General features: G+C 69.8%; 12 protein-coding genes. 7 read left to right on the top strand and 5 right to left on the bottom strand.

The genetic code is table 11. The features are described from left to right. Positions 1–570 precede the first annotated feature (570 nt). From WME83_RS44330 to WME83_RS44320, 3 genes are read left to right on the top strand one after another with little or no spacing between them, the layout of a single operon-like run. A complete protein-coding gene (locus WME83_RS44330) occupies positions 571–1,647 on the top strand; it encodes a TauD/TfdA family dioxygenase (protein WP_437315748.1) in 1,077 nt (358 codons plus the stop codon). A gap of 6 nt (positions 1,648–1,653) precedes the next feature. Next, positions 1,654–2,880: an MFS transporter gene (locus WME83_RS44325; protein ID WP_437315747.1), complete on the top strand. Its 1,227-nt coding sequence runs from the start codon at positions 1,654–1,656 to the stop codon at positions 2,878–2,880. Continuing rightward, positions 2,864–4,258, top strand: a complete 1,395-nt coding sequence (locus WME83_RS44320; RefSeq protein WP_437315746.1) for a hypothetical protein — start codon at positions 2,864–2,866, stop codon at positions 4,256–4,258. Before WME83_RS44325 ends, WME83_RS44320 begins: the two co-directional genes overlap by 17 nt. Positions 4,259–4,389: 131 nt before the next feature. On the opposite strand, the gene WME83_RS44315 is transcribed toward WME83_RS44320, so the two are convergent. After that, entirely contained in the window at positions 4,390–5,037 is a 648-nt protein-coding gene (locus WME83_RS44315) for a glycoside hydrolase family 11 protein (protein WP_437322112.1), read from the bottom strand. Positions 5,038–6,491: 1,454 nt separating this feature from the next. Here WME83_RS44315 and WME83_RS44310 point away from each other — a divergent pair. Next, positions 6,492–7,592 carry an alpha/beta hydrolase family esterase gene (locus WME83_RS44310; RefSeq protein ID WP_437315745.1) on the top strand — a complete coding sequence of 367 codons (1,101 nt, stop codon included), beginning with the start codon at positions 6,492–6,494 and terminating at the stop codon, positions 7,590–7,592. Positions 7,593–7,794: 202 nt separating this feature from the next. On the opposite strand, the gene WME83_RS44305 is transcribed toward WME83_RS44310, so the two are convergent. Further along, positions 7,795–8,673 carry a hypothetical protein gene (locus tag WME83_RS44305; protein WP_437315744.1) on the bottom strand — a complete coding sequence of 293 codons (879 nt, stop codon included), beginning with the start codon at positions 8,671–8,673 and terminating at the stop codon, positions 7,795–7,797. 523 nt (positions 8,674–9,196) lie between these two features. Between WME83_RS44305 and WME83_RS44300 the strand changes: the two genes are divergently transcribed. After that, the gene (locus WME83_RS44300) at positions 9,197–12,184 is read left to right on the top strand and encodes a penicillin acylase family protein (RefSeq protein WP_437315743.1); all 2,988 of its coding nucleotides are present in this window, start codon (positions 9,197–9,199) and stop codon (positions 12,182–12,184) included. Positions 12,185–12,460: 276 nt separating this feature from the next. Here WME83_RS44300 and WME83_RS44295 read toward each other — a convergent pair whose 3' ends face one another. From WME83_RS44295 to WME83_RS44285, 3 genes are read right to left on the bottom strand one after another with little or no spacing between them, the layout of a single operon-like run. Then, positions 12,461–13,450: an HvfC/BufC N-terminal domain-containing protein gene (locus tag WME83_RS44295; protein ID WP_437315742.1), complete on the bottom strand. Its 990-nt coding sequence runs from the start codon at positions 13,448–13,450 to the stop codon at positions 12,461–12,463. After that, a complete protein-coding gene (locus tag WME83_RS44290) occupies positions 13,447–14,307 on the bottom strand; it encodes a DUF692 domain-containing protein (RefSeq protein ID WP_437315741.1) in 861 nt (286 codons plus the stop codon). Before WME83_RS44290 ends, WME83_RS44295 begins: the two co-directional genes overlap by 4 nt. A 6-nt stretch (positions 14,308–14,313) precedes the next feature. Next, positions 14,314–15,270 carry a c-type cytochrome gene (locus WME83_RS44285; RefSeq protein WP_437315740.1) on the bottom strand — a complete coding sequence of 319 codons (957 nt, stop codon included), beginning with the start codon at positions 15,268–15,270 and terminating at the stop codon, positions 14,314–14,316. Between the two features lie 642 nt (positions 15,271–15,912). Between WME83_RS44285 and WME83_RS44280 the strand changes: the two genes are divergently transcribed. Then, positions 15,913–16,530, top strand: a complete 618-nt coding sequence (locus WME83_RS44280) for a hypothetical protein (RefSeq protein WP_437315739.1) — start codon at positions 15,913–15,915, stop codon at positions 16,528–16,530. A 163-nt stretch (positions 16,531–16,693) separates the two neighbouring features. After that, positions 16,694–17,698, top strand: a complete 1,005-nt coding sequence (locus tag WME83_RS44275) for a DsbA family protein (RefSeq protein WP_437315738.1) — start codon at positions 16,694–16,696, stop codon at positions 17,696–17,698. Positions 17,699–17,777: the final 79 nt, after the last annotated feature.

The raw sequence follows: 17,777 nt of genomic DNA, 5'->3' as shown, positions 1-17,777 counted from the left end.
GGGCCCCAATTCGCGAGATTTCGTACGCTGGCTGGAAACACGTTCTTTACGTTGCGGCCATGATTGAAGCATTGACATGATCTGAGATTTTTTGCCTGCATGCACGGGCGCGCTCCGGACGCCGACGTCGCAGCGGTCCTCTGCGGAGCCGCAGGGCGAGCGCCCTCCTCCCTCTCCCTCGTTCTGCTCGTCCTCCACGCTATCCCAGTACTCCTCGCGCCGGGGGCAACGATCCCTTGCGCGGTCGCGCAACACGTGACTGCCGCTCCTGCGTGCTCGGTCCACGCTCCGCGCCGCCTCCGCGCCGCCTCCGCGCCGCCCGCCTGCGGATTCCTGGCGCGATCAGGCCACCGGGTGGGCTGCGGACGCCTTGATGAGCCCCGATGGAGCATCGCTGCGCTCTGGTATGCGGGTTGCCAAGCCCGCCGAGTCGACTGCCGACGAGGCGGGGCCGCGATGGGCCGACCTCGTCGATGAACCCATTCACCGCCAGTGCTGGCCGGCCGCTCGCGGAGCGCCGACTCCTCTGCGGCGGTATCGCGGCCTTCGTCCGTCGACGGAAGGAGCATCGTGGCATCTACGCAAATCTACACGAAGACGCTATCGAACGGCGAACGGGAGCTGCTCGAAGAGACGCTCGCCGGTATAACGTATCCAGAGAACGGCTACGTGGAGTACCTCGCGCAGCTCCGGAAGGCGCGGGATCGCGTCGCGGGCATGTTCTCGGATCTCTCGGCGCTCGCGGATCTCGGCCGCTCGCCGCCGGTGTTCTGCGGCGCGTTCAAGGTCGGGAATCTGCCGACGAGCGCGAACGTCCCTGTGCCGCCGCCTCAGGCGGGGCTCGCGAAGAGGATCGAGAAGCCGAGCTATCTTTCCGAGAACCTCCTGACGATGATCGCCTCGTTCTTCGGCGAACCGTACTCGATGTACTGCGAAGGGCGCGGCCTCGTGAACAACCTCGTGCCGTCCAGGGAGACGTCGGGCGATCTGAGCGGGCTAGGCACGACCTCCGAGCTCAGGCTCCACATCGAGAACGCCGCCCTCCGCTTCATGACCGGGCGCGACTGCTCACCCAAGGCGCTCTTCCTCACCGGCGTCCGTCAGGACGCCTCCCCGCCGTACACGCGGGTCAGCGACGCGCGGTCGGCGCTATCCATGCTGAGCCCGGAAGAACGCGCGGCGCTGGCGAGCCCGGCCTATCAGATGAAGCTGCCTTACAGGTGGAGGAGGTCTCGCGGCGCCTATGTGAACGTCACCACGCGCCCGATCCCGCTCATCGAGCGGACGCCCGCTGGTCTCGTGGTGAACGCGGCGTTTTACGGAGACATGATCGCCGACATCCTGTCCCCTCGAGCGGAGCGCGCGGCGAAGCGCTTCGAGGCGGCGCTGGAGGAGGTGGCCATCGACGAGATCGTGTCGCCCGGCGAGCTCCTGGGCATCGACAACCGCGTCACGCTCCACGCCAGGACAGCCTTCAAGGCGTCGTTCGACGAGCAGGGGCGCGCGTCCCGGTGGGTGCAGCGCATCTTCGTGACGGACGCGCTGGAGAACTTCGATGGCTGGGAGAGGATGGACGACGCGGTCTTCGCTCCCACCTTCACGGTCGAGCAGCCCAGCTCCCGCCCGACGGCTCAGCTCCACGGTTGAGCGCCGATGGCGATCGTCGAGCAGCGCATGAGCCAGATCCCGCTCCTCGTCGCCGTCTTCGCGTCCTATGTAGCGCGCGGCGCGTTCCTCGTCGCCGCGTCGTGGGAGCTCGTGAGGGCGACCGGCGCCGTCAACGCCGTCGGCTGGCTGCTTGTCTGGCAGAGCGCCGCGGATATCGCCGTCGGGCCGTTCCTTGGGATCGTCATCGATCGGTGGGACCGCAAGAGGATCAGCATGGCCGCCGACGCGGGGAGGGGGGCGCTGCTCCTGCTCCTCTTCCTCGCGTGGAGCGTCGACCTGGCGCCCAGCGCGACCGCCATGATCTACACCTTTGGCATCCTGTCCGCGCTCGGCGATCGCCTGTTCATGGGGTCGGTGTATGCGCTTGTCATGGAGATCGCCCCGGAGCACGAGCTCTTGCGGTTCAATTCGCGCACCGCCTCGATGGTCCAGCTCGGCAACATGCTCGGGGCGGGCGTCGGCGGCGTCGTCGTGGCGAGCATCGGCTATGGCGCGTCGCAGCTCGTGAGCGCCGTCTGCTTCTTCATCTCGCCGCTCGCGCTCTCCCGGCTCAGCGACCGGCGGGCACGCCCGGCGGCGACGAGCGCCCGAGCCGCGGCGTCCTTCCGGGACTCTCTCATGGAGGGCGTCGCGGCCCTGCAGCAGAGTCGCGGGATCCAGGTCAACATCGTCCTCCAGGCCACGCTCATCGGCCTGCTCAGCGTGACGAACACGCTCCTGCCGGGCTTCGTCGCGCATACGCTGGAGCTCGACGGCTCCGCGTACGGCGTCATCGACGCGGCCGGGGCGGTCGGAGCGATGGTCGGCGCGGCGCTCTTCAGCGCCGCGAGCAGCCAGGCGCTCCAGAGGTTCTCGATGCGCCACAGCCTGCTCCTGCTGTGCCTCTCGACCGGCGCGTTCAGCCTGAGCCGCGGCCTCGCGGGCGCTGCGGTGCTCTACGCCGCCATGGGGCTCTGCATCGTGACGGGCCGGGTGTCCGCGGACTGCGACCTGCAGCAGCGCAGCGGCGTCGAGAGGATCGGCCGCATCAAGAACCTCGTCCAGGTCGGGGTGGCGGTCCTCTCCGGCGTCCTTTACTTGAACCTGGGCGCCTTTGGCCACCTCGCGTCGCCAGCGGCCATCTACCGCTGCTACGCCGTCTTTCTGGGCGTGGTCTGGGCCGGGCTGTCAATCACCGCATTCAGAAGGTCATCCCATGGAGTTTCACGATAGCCCCCGCCTGCCCGAGGACGCGGCGTTGCTGGCGCTGCGCCGCGCCGTGCCCGAGGTCGGCCAGCCGCTGTCCGCGCTCTACGACGCGCCGCTCGTCGACTACGCCCGCCACGTCTACCGCCCTGCGCGGCCTCCCCGCAGCCGGCTCGGCCTGGAGGCGCGCGCCCTCTTCGCCGACGCGCTTCGACCCGAGCTGCGCGCGCAGCTGCCGCCAGAGGACGTCCCGGCCGCGCTCGCCGAGCTCGAGCGCTCCGGCGTGATCCAGACCGGCCCTCATGGTCAGCTCATGCTGGACCATGACGCGTTCTACACGGCCATCTTCTCGCGCATCGGCCTGCTGTCGCAGGGATGCAGGCATTATTTCTGGTTCACCTGCTTCACCAACAAGCTCGAGGTGAGGCCCGGCCGTGGCGCCGGCTGGCTGAGCGTCGCGGGCACGTGCATCAACGTCTTTGGCCTGTCGCGGAGGCTCATGACCAGGAGCAGCGCCATCGCCGCCCCGGGGCCCGTCCGCTTCGCGCTCGAGGAAAGGGGCGCGCTGTCTCCTGCGGTCGCCGCGGAGCTCGCCCACTTGCGTGATCTCCTGGGCGGCGCCGCGCATGACAGCGTGCCGGAGGCAGTCGACGCAGCCAACCGCCTCCTCTGGCAGGAATGGGAGCCGGAGGGGCGGGCGCGGCTGGTCGTCATCGCCGAGGGGTTCTGTACGCGCCTCGTCGCGCGGCACCTCGAGGTGGAGGACGGCTTGCTTGGCCGCCTGCTCTTCGAGCCCCGTCGGCGCGCGGCCGGCATGCGCGTCATCGAGCGGGCGGCTGGAGCGACCATCGGCAGCATGCTCCCGTCTGGCACCGATTTTTTCTGGCGCGTGCGCGACCATCGGATCCGCGCCATGGCGCTGCGCGGCGGACACCTCGTGGAGCAGGAAGCTCCGGACGTGGCGCCGGTTCCATTCGAACGAGGCGCCGTGATCGAGGAGCTGCGCCGCGGCGCCCTGCTGCCGAATGTGTTCCTGCTCTTCCTCGCGGCGACGTTCTTGCCGGGCTTCCGCGCGCTGGGCGGGTTCTTTCAGCTCGCGTACATGCCGGTATACCGAGCCGCCCTGCTGGCCATGCTCGATGGGTCGGACAGGGACGAGCGCGCGTTGGTCGAGGACATCCTCGCCGATGACAACCACGGATGGGGGATGCACGTGCTGGAGGAGCCGGACGAGGTCCTGCCGCTCATCGCCCAGACGGGGCGCGCGGGGATATTCCCGGTGCTCGCGGAGCGTTACGCGCGGAGGCGCACGCGGTCCATCACCCGGAATCTTGCGTTATTCCGCACACATGGCCGCTGGCTCCCGGTCATGGAGGAGGCGCTGGCCAGGGCGCAGGTGGCCTGACGGTAGGGCTCGTCTCCCTGCGCGGACGCGTTGCCTGCGGTCTGCGGTACACCGCCCTCTGCGACCGGCACCGGGCGTGGCGCGCGCGGCGCGGCCTGGGATGGCGCCGTCGATGGCCCCGTACGTTGCTTCTACCACACCGTCAGGTTGGAGCTGCCGCTGCTCGAGGGGTTGAACACCTCTGTCGCCATCACCTGGTAGTTGTGAGTGCCAAGTTTCCACCCCTTTGACGCCCAAGCATTTACGTGATTGGAAAACGTGATGGTGCTGTTGGTCCCGGTGGGCCTCTTCGACCTTCGGACGCTCCAGTACTGATAGAACGTCGCATTGCCTATGATGGAGGGCGCGTTGACCCGCTGCATCCTGTACAGGTCGTAGGTGCCCCCGTCCGTGGTGACTGAGCCCGCCGGCGTTCCGCCCGGCGGTCTCCAGCTGCCCCAGCTGTCGACGACGTAGTATTCTACGAGCGGGTTTGTCGTCCACCCATAGAGGGTCAGATATGCATTGCTGCTGCCCGTCGACCAGACGCCGGCATTGTAGCCAATGTTCCTGCTCGACGATCCAGTGCTCCAGCCCTTGCCGCCGACGAAATTGTAGTTGCCGTTCGCCCAGTTGACAGCGTAGTTGCCGCCGCCGTTCAAATTCATGCTGACCGACCCGCCGTCTTTCCAGAACGTGTACCACTGGCCGTCCGTTCCGGTTTTATTCGCGCTTATCGTGAGAGCGCTTTGATCGGTGGTCAGATCGGTCTCGTTCATGTCCACTTCTGCGCCATCCATGACGCAGTTGGTCAGTAGGAGCCCAAGGGCGGAGCACATGCCGAGACGGGTGATGTTGTTCATGGCGATCGCCTTTCTTGGCCTATCTATTGTTCGGGGCTGGCAGTTGCGTCAAGTCGATTGAGCAATGCAACCGGGCCTGGTCATCAAGAAGGTGCGATATTATCAGATGCAGAGTGACGAGGGTGGCTTGACGCCGACAGGGGGCCGAGGCCTCGACGGGCGCGCTCGCCCGGCGCGCCAGGCGCGCGAACCTCGGCGTGAAGCGACTCGATCTGCTCGAAGCTGAGCGGCCACGCGAGAAATGCACAGTGGACCTGTCGTGGAGGCCTGTGCGCGGCGCCCGCGAACGCGCCGCCGCATGTGTCCGCGACGACCGAACAATGGGAGCCGGTGAAGAGATCGATCCCGATCCCGATGACGGAGGTCCCGGTGCTCATGACGGCCCACTCAGGGGAAAGCGTAAGGATGAGGTCTCATCGTGAACGTTCACGTAGCGGCTGTCAACGCCGATGCGCCGCCCGCCGCGATCCGCCAGCTCGACCACCCCCGAGCTCGGTGGCGCGGGCGCTCGTCACCGGGCGTCGACACCGAGCGCCTTGCGGCGCACAACGGTGCTTTTCCAGTACGGTGGTCCCCGGTTGGGAGAGCGCGCTGGAACATCGGTCGGCTCGCCGAGCGCGGAGAGGAAGCGGACGATGTTCCGGGGCTCAGTGACCATGGCGGCACGGTTTCCGCATCGGCCGCGGCGACATGACACGCTGGCAGTACGATTGTGGTCGTGCCGTCCGGCGATGGCCGCGGTCCGGCGCCCACCCCTCTTAACGCGGCGCTCCGAAGGAGCCCTGCCCGCCATGTCCTCCCTCGGACCCGAAGATACCCGCGGGCCGGTCGATTGGAATTGACACCGGCAATGTTAACGTTCACATTCCAGTCGAGGGCCATCCTTTTGTTTCGGTTTGGTCGGGTCCTCCTGAGTACCGAGCTCTTCGTCAATCTGATCCATTCGGTCGATTTTTACACCGATCCTGTTCGCTCGGTCGTCGCGGAAGCGATTGCTGATCGATGGTGATCGGCGTTTTGCCAAGAGCGATCCAATAGAGGACGCGACAGCCCTCGCTTGTTCGACGGCTGTCGTGAAATCCTGCGCGCTGTCCACCGGAGATGATTTTTTCAAGAATCCGGCGATGCTGGCGAAGCGGCCGGACGGCAAGCTCGGGAACGAGGGAACCTATGTCGCGGCGGGCCGCGCTGAGACGCTCCTCGGGCGCACCGGTGTCATCACATCGGCCCCGTCCGGGGGCTCGTCTGCGCCGGGTGGGAGGCACTTTGCCAGGGAGGCGGATCCCGTGAGGAACGCTCTGTCACCTGAGGTGCGTGTGGCGGGTCGCCGTTGATACGCTCGGATCGTTTTGTTTCATTCTCACCTGATTCCGGTACGTAGGAGACCTGTGATGCAAGATCAAACGTTCAGCCGACTCGCCCTTTGTGTCACCCTTGCCAGTTGGGTCGCGATCTCGTGCGCCCCCGCCGAGTCCGACTCGAACAACGAGGGAGGGGGGGGAGCGACGGCGACCGGTTCCGTGAGTAGCGCGAGCGGCAGCGGCGTTGCGACGTCGAGCAGCAGCGCGAGCGGCAGCACCGTTGCGACCTCTGGCGGCACCACCGCGGCCGGGACCGGCGGCGACAACACCGGCGGGAGTGGCGGGGCTGAGCCGACCGGCAGCGGCGGTAATGGCATGGGTGGCTGGCCCGAAGGAGCCATTCCCATGGGGAACGCCCCTGTGCCGAGCGCGGGCTGCGGCAAGGCAACCACGTTGACGTCCAAGGAGTATACGATCTCGAGCTCGGGTCAAAATCGCGTGTACTACGTCGATATGCCCCGCAACTACGACATGAACAAGCCCTACCGGCTGTTCTACACCTCACATTGGATCGGCAGCCGCTACCAAGACGTCAAGAATCAAGACTTCTACTTTCTCAAACCGCAGTTGGAGGCCGACGGAGAGCAAGCCATCTTCGTGGCCCCCTCCTCGGACGGTGCAACGTGGCAACAGAAGGATCACGCGCTGTTCGACGACATCATGGCGTTCATGAATGAAAACGTCTGCTACGACACGACCCGCGTGTTCGCGACCGGCTTCAGCTTCGGAGGGATGATCACCTATTCGCTGTCGACGAACCATCAAGCGGAAATCCGTGCGGCCGTGGGCATCGCCCCGGCCAACTACAACATCTGGTTGCCTGAAAAGACACATAAGCCCATCGCTTGGATGCACACGACGGGCATGAGCGACGGGACTTGCCCCTGGGTGAACAACGAAGGTCAGAAGAGAGGGGCCAAGTTCATCGCCCTCGAAAAGGCCGAAGACAACGGCTGCACGATTCCGGACAATATCCCGACTTCAAACGGCGCGTACAGCTGCTACGATTTCCAGGATTGCGATCCGGAGCATCCGACGCGGGTGTGCACCTTCGGCGGCGGGCACACGAACATCGACGGCAATCCGAACTGGATTCCCATCGAGTCGTGGAAATTCTTCAAGCAGTTCTGACCGACGTCCTCGCCGCGGGCGGGACGCTCGCCCGCGCGCAGCGCCGCGCTCGGGGCGTCTCGCCTGCGAGGGGAATAGAGGCCGCCTCCGAGCGCGTAGGCAAATCAAGCCTGATCGAGCGGCTGCTCGGTGCGCTCGCGAGCGCATCCCGGTGCACGTGCGCGCGCTCCGACGTCACGCTCCCTGACCGAGGACCACTCGTTCAGTGGAAGGCGAAGCGGTCGACCGTGATCTTGTAGCTGAGTCGTTCGCCGCGCTCGATGCGGCCACCGAGCGACATGTTGTGCTCCTCGCCGCTCGTCGCCACGTACTTCGCGTCGGCCGCCACGAACGTGCACGCACCCTCGATCGGCTGCGGGCGCTCGAAGAGGCAGCCGTAGCCGTCCTCGGCGACGGGGCGACAGATGCGGGTGTCGATCTTCAGCGCCTCGACCTCCTCGCGAGAAAACATGCGCTCCTCGTGGGTGATCTTCATGGGCTTCTCGCAGCGAACGTAGATGGGCAGGTACTGGTGCTGCGCGTCCCGGTACACGACGCCGTCGTTGATCTCCTCGCGCGTGCCCGTGGCCACGTCCAGATAGCCCTTCAGGCGGACGGGCGCCTCGACCGCGGCGGGGAGACCCTCGGCGGGCATCGCCTCGGCGTGCGGGTGATCGCCGGCGTAGACGAGGACGTTGAGGAAGCGGTGCCGCGCGCCGTCCCCGGCGGGGTCGAAGATCTCGCTGGCCGCGTCGCATCGTGCGGCCTGCTCGGCGGAGCGACTCTCCATGTTGTCCGCGCTCGACTCGAACCCGAGCTCGTAGACGCCCACGCTCGCTCCCCAGCCGTTGTCGTTCTTGGACGCGGCCAGGCCGGCGGCGTCGTCGTCTGGGGCGAGCCAGAGGTTGTTGGTGGTGAGCGCGGGGACGTGCGCCAGCGAGCGAACGAGAAAGCCGTTGTCGCCGCAGCCGCGCCCGATCTGTTCATAGGTGGTGTCTACCTCCGCCGGAGTCGACGGGGTTGCCGGCGCCGCGGTGGGCTCGGCGATCGCGTCGCCGTCCGATCCGCCGCAGCCCGCGACGAAGATGAAAGGAGCCCCCACGAGAACCAGCGAACGAAAGTAGTTCCTCATGACGGCGGTGGGAGCAAAGCTCGTACCTCCCCGAACCATGCGGGTTTTCAGCCCAAATCGCGGCGCGAGACGCGACGCGTGAACGGGGCGCCACACCTCGGCCGCTCACGAGTAAGCGCTGCGCAAAGCGCCGAAGCCCCAACGTCGGTCAGCTGGTGCAGGATGGGCGCGATGGAACCGGCCCGGTCAGCTCGTCGCGCGCTGCTCTTCCGCGGGAAGCGGGGGCGGGGTCCGCCGCTTTCCGACGAACGCGAACAGCGAGCAGACGGCTCGGCGCGGCGGCGGTCCGGCACGGGCCGCGGCGGCGCCTGCGTGTCATGCTGGCCCAGACACCGCGCCAAGCCACGCTCCCTCTTGCCCGGTCGTGCCCTGGCCCATGCTGCCGCGAAAGGAGCTCCGAACCCTACCTCGCTCGACGACGCGCCGTTCCAGCCACCGCGTCGCGCGATGACACCGCCGAGGTGGCTCGCTTCCATCCTATGAAGGAGCGTTCATGCGACTGTCATTCTCTTCGGCACATTGCGTCCTCGCCTTGGTCACCGGGCTCACGGGCATGCTCGGGTGCTCGGACGAGCCTGGTCCCGGCAGCAGCGCGCCCGACGCGGGCGCGCCCGACGGCAGCCCGCCCGACGCGGGCGCGCCCGACGGCAGCCCGCCCTCCTCCGCGACGTTCGGTCCGCTCGGCGATCGGCCGGATCTGCCCGTCGACGGGCGGCTCACCATCGACGACCTGCTCTCCGCCGTCGATGTCGTCCAGGACAGGGACGGTAGACCCCATATCTATGCCGAAAACCTCGTGGACGCGATGCGCGTCGAAGGGTATCTGACGGCGCGCGACCGCGCGCTTCAGCTCGAGATCCTGCGGCGCACCGCCGAGGGGAGGCTCGCAGAGCTCTTCGGCGACCTCGATCCCACCACCATCGATCAGGACATCGCTCTCCGCCATGTCGGGCTCGGTCGGATCGCCACGGCCCAGTACGACGCGCTCCCCGAGGGGGAGCTCCGCCAGATGCTCGACGCGTACGCGGACGGGGTGACCCAGGTGTTCAGGAAGATCCGCTCCGGGGACATCCTCCTCCCCAAAGGCGCGACGGGGATACCGGTCGAGGCGTTCACCGACTGGAGCGGCGTCGACTCGCTCGTGATCAGCCGCTTCCACAGCTACCTCCTGTCGTTCGACGCCGAGCTGGACATCACCACGCAGCAGTTCTTCGATGCCGCCCGGACGACGTTCGCGTCGAGCAGCGCCGATCCGCTCGCGCAGAAGCGCGCCGGCTTCGAGCGGGACTTCCTGAGGTTCGCCCCCTCCGAGCCCGCGGTGACCAGCAGCGGCTATCCCGCCTCCCCGGCGCGGGAGAAGGCGCAGAAGGCGGAGGACAAGGCGGCGAGGAGAGCGCCTCGCGCGCGACGGCCGGGCCGCGCCGCGCCGGGCCGCGCGAAGCTCATTTCGTCGCTGACCGGCTACCTGAGCGCGGTCCGGCGCGCCAGGAGCAAGGTCGCCCCGGAGGGCTTCGGCTCGAACAACTGGGCCATCCACGCGAGCCGGAGCGCGACGGGGCACGCGCTCGTGGCCAGCGATCCCCACCTGTCGCTGAGCGCGCCGGCCGTCTGGTATGCCGTCTCGATCCATGTCACCGCGCCCGAGGGCAAGGACGCGAGCCGCGATGTTCACGTCGGGGGCGTCACCTTCCCCGGGATCCCGGGGATCATCCTGGGCCACAACGAGCACGTCGGGTGGGGAGCGACGGTCGCGATGTACGATGTCACCGATGTCTACGCCGAGACGCTCACGCCCGACGGCAAGGCTGTGCTCTTCAAGGGCAATCCAGTGCCCCTCCAGACGGTCGAGGAGGTCATCGCGATCGCTGGCAGGGAGCCCTATACCTACCGTGTCCCGATCGTGCCCCATCACGGCCCGCTCCTGCCGACCATCGTCGACCACGCGGTGGTGGATCCGGACCCGGCCGTGGGGGCGCTCAGCGTCCGCTGGACGGGGCTGGAGCCGACGAAGGAGCTGGAGGCCATCTTCGGCCTGCTGCGCGCTCGCTCGGTCGATGATGCGCAGGCGTCGCTCTCGAAATTCAGCGTCGGCGCGCAGAACTGGGTGATGGGCGACGCCGCGGGCGACATCCTCTGGACGACGCACGCGGCGATCCCGACGCGGTCTCGTGAGGCGTTCGCCTGGGACGCGGCCACCTATACGGGCGTCCTCCCCTGCATGGTGCTCCCCGGCGACGGGACCGCGGAGTGGACCGGGACGCTCCCCGAGCACCTCATCCCCCGGGCGAAGAACCCGCCGGCGGGATACATCGCCACGGCGAACAACGACCCCATCGGGGACTCCCTGGACAACGATCCATCGAACGGCGCGCTCCCCGACGGCACCCCCATGTACCTGGGTTGCAGCTTCGACATCGGGTTTCGCGAGGGCCGCATCCAGGAGCGGATCGACGCCCACGAGGGGCCTCTGTCGCCGGAGGATTGCGCGGCGATCCAGGGCGACATCAAGTCGGCGCTCGGCGCGAGGCTCGTGCCTCACCTCCTCCGCGCCATGGACCGCGCCGAAGAGGAGCGCGCTGCGCCCGGTACTCACCCCGATCTGAGCGCGATCGTCGCGGACGCCGCCTACGAACCGCAGCGCCTCGCCGCCCTGCGGGCGCTCCTCGACGGCTGGGGCAAGGAGGCGGACTACAAGGCGGCCGCCGGCGTCGATCTCGATACCGGCATGCCGCTCGCGGACGAGGGCGATGGCCCCGGCGCGATCGACGCCCGCGCCTCGGAGGCGACCTTGGTCTTCAACCTCTGGCTCGTCCGGGTGGTGCGCCGGGTGCTGGGCGACGAGCTCGGCCAGATGGGCTTCTCGTCGTTCTCCCGGGAGATGTCGGCGAAGGCGCTCCTCCACCTGTTCTCCGCCGCTCGGGAGCAGCTCGCCACCTTCGATCCGGCCGTGCAGGACAGCGCGCTGTGGGACGACATGGGCACGCCAGCGGTCGAGTCCAGGGACGAGCGCGTGCTGCGCGCCCTGCTCGACGCCCTCGCCTGGCTCGATCGACAGGGCGGCTCCGGGGCTGCGGCGCCCCGCTGGGGCGCCTTTCACACGGTCACCTTCGACGCGCTCGTCCCGCTCTTCAGCAGCCTCAGCATCCCTCCGCCGAGCGATCCCCTCTGGAGCGGCGGCTTTCCGCGCGGCGGCGACGAGTTCGCGGTGGACTCCTCGGATTACCGCCTCTCGTGGGCGCTCGACGAGTCACCGGATTTCCGGTACGTCCACGGCCCGTCGCAGCGGCTCGTCGTGGAGCTCGACCCGGAGGGGCCGAAGGCGTGGAACGCCATTCCCGGAGGCAATGTCTGGGACGCCGAGAGCCCACATTTCCGCGATCAGGCGGAGCTCTGGCGAAAGAACCAGACGCACCTGGTGCCGTTCCTGCTTCCCGACGTGATCCAGGCGAAGGAGTCGCGCACGGTGGTCGAGGCGCCGTAGCCGGCGCGTCCTCCGAGCCCACCCCGGGCCAGCCTCTGTCACGTCATGATCTGAGCGCGCGATCGAGGCGAGGCCTGCGGTGTTCCCGCGGAATCGTCCCGCCAGAAATCTGCCTCGCGAGAGGATGGGTACACTAACGCAAAGACGCCAAGATCGCAAAGGCGCAAATATGCATAATATCTTGTTGTTTTGCGCCTTTGCGCCTTTGCGCCTTTGCGTTGAAATCTCTCCCGGATCCCTGGCGATCTTCTGGCGGGCGAAACTCGCCGGGGAGGCTCACGCCCGGCCCGGAGCATCGCCCGAGCCCTCCGGCTGCGCGCAGGGCTCGCCGCCGGCGAGGCCGGTCCACCAGCCGCTCGTGAGGGCGAGCGCGATCCAGCCTTGCAGGTTCGCGCGCAGCTGCGCTGCCTCCGCGGCCGTGCAGCCTTGCTCCACGGCGGCGAGGGCCTGCCCGAACGGCAGCTCCCGGCAGCGCTCGAGCAGCCGGGCGAACAGCGGATCCACGGAGGTCGTGGTCGTGCCGGCGGCGCTCCGGGCGAAGACCCAGGTCCGGGTCGACGCGTGGCGACGGATCGGCTCCGGCGCGCCCTCGTCCCGATCGGCACCGGCGAGCCGCGAGGAGCGGGCGAGGTCCCAGTCCTCCTCGGCCAGCGAGCAGGACACCGCGAAGCGCAGCCGCGATGCGGCCAGCCGGGAGAGCTCCTCCGGCGTCGGCCGCCACAGCCCCTCGAAGGGCGACTCGTAGGCGCGCCGCTCGGCCTCGTCCATGCGGAGCGCCTGGCGGATCATGGCGAGCGGCGCCCTGGAGAGCTCGACCCGCCGGCACCACGCGTCGCCGTGCGGCGGGCGCTCCGGCGGCCGGCGCGGGCCCGCGCCGTCGAGGCGCTCGAGCGCGCGGTGGAGCCGCGCCGCGAAGCCGCGGGCCGCGTCGTCGAGGTCGGCGTGGCGGGGCGGGCGCTCGGCGAGGTGCAGCGCGGCGAGGTGGTTGAAGTGCCAGCAGCTCATCGCCCGCGCCACGCGGGGGAAGCTCGTCTGGAGCGCGGTGAACAGCCGCATCCAGTACTGGCGGTGATAGACCGCGAGCCGCTCCGCCGGCGCGGGGCCCCCTGGGCCGCCCTTCAGCTGCGCCACGAGGCGCGCGGGATACCGCTCCTGCCGCTCGCGGAAGCGCCCGGCGCCCGGGTCGAGCGGCGCGCGGAGGACCGCGGTGAAGTCGCGCTGGAGCTCTCGCAGCCAGCGCGGAGGATCTCCGCCCCTCGGGCTCATGCCGATCGCACCCGCCGCGCCTTGTCGAGCTCCGCGAGCGCCACGGGCAGGGGCGGGATCTCCGCGTCCCACTCGAGGAGCGTCGGAAAAGGGCCGCCCCGGCGCCACGCTTCCTCGTAGAGCGACCAGACCTCGTCGCATACCGGACGATCGTGCGTGTCGTGCCGCAGGCCCGAGGGCAACACCTGGTGTCCGGCCAGGTGGACCTGCAAGACCCGGCTCCACGGCACGCCGTCGAGGTACTCGCGCGGATCGAACCCGTGGTTGTGGCTGGAGACGAAGATGTTGTTGAGATCCAGCATGGCCCAGCAGCCGGACTCCTCCACCACGCGGCGATAGAAGTCCCACTCCGGCATCGTGTCGCGCTCCCAGGCGACGTACGACGACAGGTTCTCGATCCCGAAGGGGACGCCGAGGGCCTCCTGGACCTCCGACGCCCGCGCGGCGGCGTACGGGATGAGCTCAGGATCGTACGGCGCCGGCAGCAGATCGTGGTGCGTCATGCCCTCGAACGCCGTCCAGCAGAGGTGATCCGTGAAATGGGGAATGCGAAACTCCTGGATCAGATCCCGGAGCCGGGACAGGTGATCCCGGTCGAGGGGCGCTTCGCCCAGCAGGTTGAGGGAGACGCCGTGGGCGACGATCGGCGTGCGCTCGGCGATGCGCCGGAGCCGCTCCCGGGGCAAGGGCGACGCGCCGAGGTAGTTCTCCGCGATGATCTCGAAGAAGCCCAGCCGGGGCCGGAGCCGCTCGATCGCCTCGTAATGCGGCGGGCGCAGCCCGAGGCCGAGCGCGTCGCGCGGGAGAGCGCGCGCGTCGGGCGCTCGGTCGTCGGCGGCGGCTCGCGGCGCGCTCATCGCCGGCTAGGGGCCCGGGTCGATCGGATCTGCCGGCGGCAGCTGCTCGAAGGCGTGGCCCTCCGGCGTCAGCGTGCGCAGGTAGGCGATCAGCGTATCGATCTCGGCCCGCGAGAGCAGGTGATAGGCGCCGGGCATGTTCGAGTAGGCGTAGCCCTCGGCGGCGACGCCGTCGATCCCGAACGCGATGATGGACTGCAGGTACATGTCCGAGCGGCGCTCCCAGAACTCGGCGACGAAGGCGTCCACGTCCTCGCCGGGCGGCACCTTCACGCCGAACGTGCCCGCCGTGCCGGCGTGGCAGTGGGCGCACGTCCCGGCCGCGAACGCCGCGGGGCCGTCGCGATCCTGGTCCTCCGCGGTCTCCACGCAGCTCCAGCCCTCGCAGCCGTTCATGGCGCGGCAGGCGTGCTCGTAGAGCTCGTTCCATGTCTGATAGACCATGCCGCGGCAGCTGTTCGTGCCGGCGCAGGACGCGTGGACCTGCACCACGCCGGGGCGCGCGGTGCCCGACAGCATCGCGGACTCGGCGCACGCCGCGGCGAACTCCTCGAGGGAGATCTGGCCATCGCCGTCCTCGTCCATGACGTCGATCGCGTCCACGAGATCGTCCTCTGGGCCGGCGTTCCACACGAGCGTGCTGACCGGCGCGTCGGACTCATCGCAGTTCGAGTCGACGTTATCGAGATTCCGCTCCTCGGCGTCGGGGTGGACGGTGTTGTTGAAGTCGTCGCAGTCGCCCTCGCGCGGGGTGAAGCCGTCCCTGTCGTGGTCGCTGTCCTCGTCATCCACGGGCTCGTCGCCGCCCGTGTCGGATCCGCCGGTCCCGGCGGGCACCTCGCCGCCGGCGCCGCCGGTTCCGGAGATGGGGTTGACGCTGTCGTCGTCGCCGCAGGCGGGCGCAAAGGCGGCGAAGCCGGCGAGCGCCAGCGCAAGCAAGGTGGATCCCGGTGATTGGGTCATGGTGGTCGTCCTGCCTCCCAAGGAGCGCGCTGCGCGCGCTTGCCGGCGGCCCGGCGCAGGTCATGTAGGCACGGCTGGCGCGCGCGGAATATGTGTCAAGTTGTCGCAGGCCTACCCTCCGATCGTTGGGGACATCGCGTTCGAGGGGAGGTGGCTGCGCGCCCGGTTCGGCGCCGCGTGCGAGACATACGCGCGGTCGACGCGGCGCTGGGGTCCGCGTCGCGCGCCGCCGGAGGAGCCGTCTTCGCCGCTTGCGCGGGCGGCGGGCCGGATTTGCGTGCAGCGGTCAAGGGAAAGGAAGTACAAGGGCTGCGAGCGTCGAAGGAAGAAGAGGAACGCCGGATGACAGGCATGCTTCGCGGGGGGCTGTTGCTCGGTTGTGCAGCGGCCGTGGTGTTCGCAGCGGGACCGGTCGCCGCCATGCAGCCGGCGTCTGGTCCCACGCCCCGGGTCTCGCCAGCGCCGGCCGCGTCGCAGCCAGCGCCTGCCGCGTCGCAGCCAGCGCCTGCCGCGTCGCAGGGCGGCCCAGCCGGCGCGCCGCCGGCGCCTGCCGCGTCGCAGGGCGGCCCAGCCGGCGCGCCGTCAGCGCCGGCGCCGGGCGGCCCGGCGGACGTGCCCCTTGCGCCGGCGACGGCGCCGGACGTGTCTCCTCCGCAGCCAGCTCCGGGCGACGGCGGCGCGCCACCGTCGGGCGCGCCGCCGACCGGGGTTGCGCCGGGAGCTCCCCAGGCGCTGCCGGCCTGGACGACGAGCCCCTGGCTGCTCGAGGGCGCTCCCGCGGGCGAGCAGCCCGAGCCGAAGCGCGTCTGGTACGGCTGGCAGCACCTCCTCGTGCTCGGCGGGACCGCCCTCCTCGTGCCCATCGCCATCGGCACGGAAAACGAGGTGCTCGCCTGGTGGTCCGTCAGCACCTTCGCGCTCGGGGGTCCGGTCACCCACTGGGCCAACGGCAATTTTGGCAAGGGCTTCGCCAGCCTCGGCCTCAACGCCGGCTGCACGCTCGGCGGCGGCATGGTCGGCCTGCTCGTCGGCAGAGCTTCGGACTCCCGCGGGTGGGAAGAGCTGGGTGGCATCATGCTCGGCAGCAGCGCCGGCCTGCTCACGGCCAACATCATCGACATCGCGCTCCTCGAGCGCGAGGAGCGCTCGACCGCCGACAGCTACGAGTACATCCGCCTCCGCTCGCCTCGGCTCCGGCTCGCGCCGCACGTCGCCCTGACGCCGGACCGCGCCACGCTCGGCCTCGGCGGCGCCTTCTGAGGGGGCTGCGGCGCCGCGGGCGCGCCGGCGAGGGGGCTGCGGCGCCGCGGCGCGCCGGCGAGGTGCCGCGCCGCCCGGCGGCCGTCGCGAGGGGCGCGCGGCGCGCGCAATCCGGGCGGCGCTTCGGCCTGGCTCGGCCGCCGCGGGGGTGTAGCATCCGCGCGTGTTCATTCCGAAATCAGGTGCACGACGGCTCGCGCTCGCCGCGCTCGCCGCGCTCGCCGCGCTCGCCGCGCTCGCCGCGTGCGGCGGCGCGGAGCGGCAGGATCCCCAGTTCGCCGACGCGCCCGCGGTCCCGCTCCCCGGGCCGCCGGGCGCCGCGCCGCTCGACGCGCCCGGCGGCGAGCCGGAGGAGCTGCCGGGCGTCAACACGGCCGAGCTCGTCCGCCGCGAGCGCCACACGTGGTGGCAGCTCGTCTCGCAGCTCTATGCGCCGTGCGCCGATCAGGCGGTGTCGCTCGCGCAGTGCGTCCGCGAGTCGCGCCCCTGCGCGGCCTGCGTGCCCGCCGCGCAGCTCGTCGCCGACAAGATCCGCGGCGGCGCGAGCGCCGCGGAGGCGCAGGCCGCGTACGGCGTGCGGTTCGGTCCGAACGTGAAGACGATCGACCTCGCCGACTCGCCGTCGCGCGGGCCGGAGCGCGCGCCGGTGCAGATCGTCGTGTGGTCGGACTTCGAGTGCCCCTCCTGCGGCCGCGCGGTCCCGCTCCTCGACGAGATCATCGAGCGCCACGCGCCGAACGTGCGGCTGATCCACAAGGTGTACCCGCTGCGGTCGCACCCGCACGCCGAGGCCGCGGCGCGCGCCGCCATCGCGGCGCACGCGCAGGGCCGCTACTGGCAGATGGAGCGGCTCCTGTTCGAGAACCAGCAGCGGCTCGAGGAGAAGGACCTGCTCGGCTACGCGCAGCGGGTCGGCCTCGACATGGCCCGGTTCCGCGCGGACATGGCCGGCGAGGCGGCCGCCCGGGTGATCGCGCGCGACAAGGCCGAGGCCGACCGCGCGGGGCTCTCGGGGACGCCGTTCATCGTCGTCAACGGCCGGGAGTTCGATCTGGCGCTGTTCAGCCTGCAGGGGGAGCTGGAGCGGTGGATTACGACGGAGCTCGCGATCCTCGGCGGGGGCGGGGGCGCGGCGGCCGGGGGCGCCGGGGCGGCGGGCGCGCGCTGAGGTCCGCCGGTCAGCGCGGGCGTAATCATGCGATCGCCCTGCTGGACTGTTCGGTAGAGCTTCGCCCACGTGTGCGACG

It is taken from the genome of Sorangium sp. So ce385, from assembly GCF_051474135.1.
GTDB classification, from domain to species: domain Bacteria; phylum Myxococcota_A; class Polyangia; order Polyangiales; family Polyangiaceae; genus Sorangium; species Sorangium cellulosum_D.
The sequence above is the reverse complement of the archived record's forward strand: the minus strand, read 5'-3'. Positions and strand labels throughout refer to the sequence as shown.